This is a genomic window from Paracoccus sp. PAMC 22219, assembly GCF_000787695.1.
Taxonomy (GTDB): Bacteria; Pseudomonadota; Alphaproteobacteria; order Rhodobacterales; family Rhodobacteraceae; genus Paracoccus.
Genome location: NZ_BBPH01000182.1, coordinates 1 through 5,412, shown reverse-complemented (window position 1 = coordinate 5,412; position 5,412 = coordinate 1). Strand labels below are relative to the sequence as shown.

Annotated in this window: 8 protein-coding genes and 1 pseudogene; all 9 read left to right on the top strand. The window is 69.1% G+C overall.

Annotated features, from left to right (window positions below; translation table 11 throughout):
* Positions 1-704: sensor histidine kinase KdpD (locus TY51_RS17360; protein WP_042251948.1), on the top strand; the 704-nt coding region annotated here is incomplete at its 5' end.
* Positions 701-1,392 (top strand): annotated as a pseudogene (locus tag TY51_RS17355) (response regulator). The gene TY51_RS17360 and the pseudogene TY51_RS17355, both read left to right, overlap by 4 nt.
* A gap of 85 nt (positions 1,393-1,477) precedes the next feature.
* Positions 1,478-1,906 carry a hypothetical protein gene (locus tag TY51_RS17350; RefSeq protein WP_052650414.1) on the top strand — a complete coding sequence of 143 codons (429 nt, stop codon included), beginning with the start codon at positions 1,478-1,480 and terminating at the stop codon, positions 1,904-1,906.
* A gap of 105 nt (positions 1,907-2,011) precedes the next feature.
* Positions 2,012-2,593, top strand: a complete 582-nt coding sequence (locus tag TY51_RS17345) for a copper chaperone PCu(A)C (protein ID WP_052650412.1) — start codon at positions 2,012-2,014, stop codon at positions 2,591-2,593.
* 2 nt (positions 2,594-2,595) lie between these two features.
* A complete protein-coding gene (locus tag TY51_RS17340; RefSeq protein ID WP_042251943.1) occupies positions 2,596-3,201 on the top strand; it encodes an SCO family protein in 606 nt (201 codons plus the stop codon).
* A gap of 60 nt (positions 3,202-3,261) precedes the next feature.
* On the top strand, positions 3,262-4,632 hold the full coding sequence (locus tag TY51_RS17335; protein WP_042251939.1) for a PepSY domain-containing protein: 1,371 nt from the start codon (positions 3,262-3,264) through the stop codon (positions 4,630-4,632).
* Between the two features lie 120 nt (positions 4,633-4,752).
* Positions 4,753-4,935, top strand: coding sequence for a hypothetical protein (locus TY51_RS20535; RefSeq protein WP_052650410.1), 183 nt, complete (start codon positions 4,753-4,755; stop codon positions 4,933-4,935).
* Complete coding sequence (locus TY51_RS17330) at positions 4,914-5,192, top strand: hypothetical protein (RefSeq protein ID WP_156118107.1); 279 nt, start codon at positions 4,914-4,916, stop codon at positions 5,190-5,192. Before TY51_RS20535 ends, TY51_RS17330 begins: the two co-directional genes overlap by 22 nt.
* 15 nt (positions 5,193-5,207) lie before the next feature.
* Positions 5,208-5,412: hypothetical protein (locus tag TY51_RS17325; RefSeq protein ID WP_042251936.1), on the top strand; the 205-nt coding region annotated here is incomplete at its 3' end.

Below are 5,412 nucleotides of genomic sequence, written 5' to 3'. Positions count from 1 at the left end.
CCGAACGCCTGCGCGCGGCCCTGCTGTCCTCGGTCAGTCACGACCTGCGCACGCCGCTGGTGTCGATCATCGGGGCGGCCTCGTCGCTGGCCGACCCGGCGCTGGAGCTGTCAGCCACCGCCCGCGCCAGCATGGCCGCGACGATCCGCGAAGAGGGCGAGCGGCTGGACCGCTATATCCAGAACCTGCTGGACATGACCCGTCTTGGCCACGGCGCGCTTGTGCCCACGCGTGTCGCGGCAGACCTCAGGGAGATTGCCGGCAGCGCCCGCTATCGCCTGCGAAACGCGCTTGGCGCGCACCGGATCGATGTCAGCGTCCCCGCGGACATGCCCCCGGTGCTGGTGGACCCCCTGCTGATCGAACAGGTCGTGATGAACCTGCTGGACAATGCCGCCAAATATGCGCCGGATGGCAGCGCCATCCACGTCTCGGCGCGTGCCGCAGACGGGTGGGCCGAGCTGTCGGTCAGCGACGACGGGCCCGGCATTCCTGCGGATGCGCGCGAGAAGGTGTTTGACATGTTCTATCGCGTGGCCGAGGGCGACGGACAGCGCGCCGGCACCGGGCTTGGCCTTGCCATCGCAAGGGGTATCGTCGAGGCTCATGGCGGGCGGATCGCGGCGCATGCGGCCAAGGCGGACGGGGGCGGCACGCGCATCTCGCTGACCCTGCCCCTGTTTGCACCGGACGCGCCCGCATGACCCTTCCCGCCCGCATCCTGATCATCGACGACGAGGCCCCGATCCGCCGTTTCCTGCGCGTCGCGCTGGAGGCGCAGGGCCATCACGTGACCGAGGCAGCGACCGGCCGCGAGGGCATCGAGGCCTGCGCCCTGACGAGCCCCGAGGCGGTGATCCTGGACCTGGGCCTGCCCGACATGGACGGCGCGCGGTCCTGGCCCGGCTGCGAGAGTGGAGCCAGGTCCCGGTGCTGGTCCTGTCGGTCCGCGCGTCCGAGGCCGACAAGGTCGCCCTGCTGGACGCGGGTGCGCAGGATTACGTGACCAAGCCATTCGGGATCGGGGAACTGCTGGCCCGCCTGCGCGGCCTGCTGCGCGACCGGGCTGGCACGGCCCCGCAGGGGGCGGCCCTGCACGTGGCCGACCTGACCATCGACGCCTCGACCCGGACGGTGCTGAAGGGCGGGACCGACATCCACCTGACCCGAAAGGAGTTCGACCTGCTGTGGCTGCTGGCATCGAACGCGGGGCGGCTGGTGACCCAGGGCATGGCGCTGGAACATGTCTGGGGCCCCGCCCATCTGCAGGACAGCCAATATCTGCGCGTCTTCATCCGGCAACTGCGCGCCAAGATCGGCGACGATGCGGGAAATCCGCAATACATCTTCACCGAAGCCGGGGTCGGCTATCGCTTTGCATCCGGGGCATGACATCAGTGGCCGTGGCTGCGGCTTCGGGGCATCTTCACTTTGGTTTCCGGCTGCGCTATCGATGCCGCGCAGCCAGGAGACAGCGTTGATCCGTCGCAATTCCCAGAACGGCAGACCACCACGGGCACGGCTGACGCCGGGCCGCGCGCTGCGCTGGCTGTTGCTGGTGCCCTTCCTGATGCTGGCCACGATCAGCCAGGGCACGATGATCGAGGCCGCCCCCGCGGGCGGCATGCGGATCGTGCTGTGCACCGGCGACGGCATGGTCGATGCGATCATGACCCCCGACGGGCAGGTCCACCGGGCCGACGAACCGGGTCGCGGCGGCCATCCCGGCACCGCGCCCTGCGATTGGGCGCTGCACGGGCAATCGGTCCTGGCGTCCCCCGCGATCGACATGACCCCACCGCTTGTCCGTGAACTGGACGCCGATCACGGCATCGACATCCCCCTGCATGTCCGCCGGGCCGAGGTTCTGACCCCCGCCGCACGCGGACCACCCACACTCATCTGAGACCGACGCGACGACCCGGCCCCGCATGGCGCCCGGGGGCCGCGACCGTCCGGCAGCCGCATCGCGGCCGCCGCGCACAGTACCGTTCACAGATGAGACACAGACATGACCACATCCGGATTTCTGGCGGCGCTTGCTGCCGCGACCCTGCTGACCCCCGCCGCATGGGCCCATGGCGCCGGTGACGGCGCGGGCCATGCCGACCACGGCCCCGCGACCCAGGATGCCGCGCTGTCCCTGCCCGACCCGGACGCTGCGTGGCAGGCAGGCGATCTGACCGTCACCGCCCCCTATTCCCGCGCCACGCTGCCCAATGCCCCGGTGGCGGGCGGGTTTCTGACGATCACCAATGACGGCGAGGAGGACGACCGGCTGGTCGCCGCATCGTCGGACATGGCCGGTCGGATGGAGATCCACGAGATGGTCATGAACGGCGACATCATGACGATGGGTCCGCTGGACGACGGCCTGCCGATCCCCGCAGGCGCGACCGTGTCGCTGGAACCGGGCGGCTATCACCTGATGCTCATGCAGCTGGCTGGCCCGCTGGTCGAGGGCGACACGGTCGAGGTCACGCTGACCTTCGAGACCGCGGGCGATCTCACCGTGCCGCTGTCGATCCAAGCGTTCAACGCACGCGCGGCGGGCGACGCAGCGCACGGCACCGACCCGCACGCGGGGCACTGAACATGACGCATCAAAGCCTTCGCCTGATCCGGGTGCTGTCCTGGGCCGCGGTCGTCGTGGCCGGTGCCGCGCTGTTGTGGGCCACGGTCCTGCAGCCCGCGCCCACCGACCATCAGATCGCCATGCAGGAACTGGGCAAGGGCGATTACGCCCTGGTCACCGCCGACGGCCAGCCCTTTACCCAAGCCGACCTGGAGGGTCAGCCGACGGCGGTCTTCTTCGGCTTTACCCATTGCCCGGACATCTGCCCCACCACCCTGGGAGAGGTCACCGCCTGGCAGGAGGATCTGGCCCAGGACGGGCAGGAGCTGCGCACGCTGTTCATCACCGTGGACCCCGAACGCGACACGCGCGAGATCCTTGGCGAATACGTGTCCTGGGCACCCGGCGTGACCGGCATCACCGGCGATCCGGCCGAGGTCGACAAGGCCGTGGCCGCCTTCCGCGCCTTTGCGCAGAAGGTGCCGCTGGAGGGTGGGGACTATACCGTCAATCACTCGACCCAGGTGCTGCTGTTCGATGATCGCGGCGATTTCTTCGGCCTCGTCTCCTATCAGGAGCCGCATGAGCGCGCGATGGGCACCATCCGCCGCCTGATGGCCAGCTGACCCCCTGGGCGGCGCGGGGGTCGCGCCGCCACACCGACATCGAAATCGACAGGGAAACCCATGTCCGACACGACCATGGACGCCACGACCCGCCCGCGCGCGGCAGCGTCCGACCTGTACCGCGCCGTCTGGCGCTGGCATTTCTATGCGGGACTGTTCGTCCTGCCCTTTCTGATCACGCTGGCCATCACCGGCGCGGCCTATCTGTTCCGCGACGAGATCGACATGATCGTCCATTCCGACATCAAGCGGGTCGAGGTCGCCCAGACCGGCGCGCTCAGCGCCGAGGCGCTGGTCGCCTCGGCCGTCACCGCGGTGCCCGGACGCGCGGTCAAGTACACCGACCCGCCCGCGCCCCATGTCTCGGCCGAGGTGACGGTGGCCACCGACGACGGCCGCCGCATGTCGGTCTTCGTGAACCCCTACGAGGGCTATGTCCTGGGCGCGCGCCCCGAACGCAGCACGGTCATGTGGACGGTGCGTTACCTGCACAGCCTGCGCTATTTCGGCCCCGTCGCGCGCGGCGTGATCGAGATCGTGGGCGGCTGGACCATCCTGCTGGTCGCCACCGGCATCTTCCTGTGGTGGCCCCGCGGCCAGTCGGGCGGCGTCATGTCGGTCCTGGGCGACCGGAAAAAGCGCGTGTTCTGGCGCGACACCCATGCGGTCACCGGCATCGTGGTCGGCGGCTTCATCGTGTTCCTGGCGGTGACGGGCATGCCCTGGTCGCAGGTCTGGGGCGGCAAGGTCAACGAATGGGCCAATGGTCACAACTTCGGCTATCCGGCGGGCGTGCGGGTCGACGTGCCCATGTCGGACCAGCGCCTGACCGACACCGCGCAGACATCATGGTCGCTGGAACAGGCGCGCGTTCCCGAAACCCTGCCCCCTGCGGACGGGGCGGCCCCCATCGGGCTGAACGCCGCGGTGGCGGAGCTGGAACGGCTTGGCCTGCATCAGGGCTATTCGGTGTCGCTGCCCTCGTCGCCGACGGGCGTCTACAGCGGATCGGTCTATCCCGACGACCTGGCCCAGCAGCGGGTGGTCCATCTGGACCAGTACAGCGGCCAACCCCTGGTCGACATGAGCTATGCCGATTACGGGCCGATGGGCCGCTGGCTGGAATTCGGGATCAACACGCATATGGGCCAGCAGTTCGGGCTGGCGAACCAGATCCTGCTGCTGGCGGTCTGTGCGGGCGTGATCCTGCTGGCGGTGTCGGCAGGCGTGATGTGGTGGAAGCGCCGCCCGTCGCGCGCGATGGGCGTGCCGCCGATGCCCGCCGACCGCCGGGTGTTCCGCGGCCTGCTGGCCATCCTGGCGGTGGGGGGCATCCTGTTCCCGCTGACCGGGGCGTCGCTCTTGGTGATGCTGGGCCTGGACATCGCGGTCCGCCGCCTGCGCGGCACCGGGTCGCGCGCCGCAGCCTGACCAGGCAGGGGCCGCGCCCGGTTCGGGTGCGGCCCCGACGCGATCGCTGTGCGTCATGGTGGAACATCGCGGGGGTTTGTCCGTTCTATTGGTCATAACGCATTTCACGAAAGCGATCCCATGGCCGCAACCGCCTATTCCCCGCACCCCCTTGGCGCGCGGCGCCCCGTTCCGGGCCTGTCGGTCCTGACCCACATATCGGCGGGCTTTCTGGCCCTGCCTCTGGTGACCGATCTGGCCTATCTTCAGACCACCGTCCTGATGTGGAAAGATTTTTCGTCTTGGCTGCTGTTTTTGGCATGATCGTGGCCGGCATCGGCTGCGTGCTGTGGTTGGTCGGCCTGCTGACCCGCCGGCCCGGTCCGTCCTGGGGCGCGGTCGGAATGTACGTGCTGGTCATGCTGGCCGCATTCGCCAACAACCTGCTGCATGCGGGCGACGGCTGGACCGCCATCATGCCCTGGGGTGTCGCGCTGTCCGCAGTGACCTGCGTGCTGATGCTGCTGGCTGCGATGTTGAACCGTCGTGCCACCGCCCCCCTGACCCTGCGCACCGCCTGAAAAGGACGCCCCATCATGACGACCCATAATTCCATTCTGCGGCGCAGGCTGATGCTGTCCGGTTCCACCGTTCTGGCCTTGGGCCTTGCCGTGCCGCTGGCCGCCACCGCGCAGGCCACCGACGGTTTCGACATCACCAGCCAGATCGGCCCCGACCCCGTTCTGCCCGAGCCCAAATTCGTCAACCCCCTGCCAAGCGTGAACGTGGCCGAGGTCGTGG

Excerpts from the sequence above, each read along its gene's own strand:
- TY51_RS17335 (WP_042251939.1), top strand. The coding sequence starts at position 3,262 with ATGTCCGACACGACCATGGACGCCACGACCCGCCCGCGCGCGGCAGCG.
- TY51_RS20535 (WP_052650410.1), top strand. The coding sequence starts at position 4,753 with ATGGCCGCAACCGCCTATTCCCCGCACCCCCTTGGCGCGCGGCGCCCC.
- TY51_RS17345 (WP_052650412.1), top strand. The coding sequence starts at position 2,012 with ATGACCACATCCGGATTTCTGGCGGCGCTTGCTGCCGCGACCCTGCTG.
- TY51_RS17340 (WP_042251943.1), top strand. The coding sequence starts at position 2,596 with ATGACGCATCAAAGCCTTCGCCTGATCCGGGTGCTGTCCTGGGCCGCG.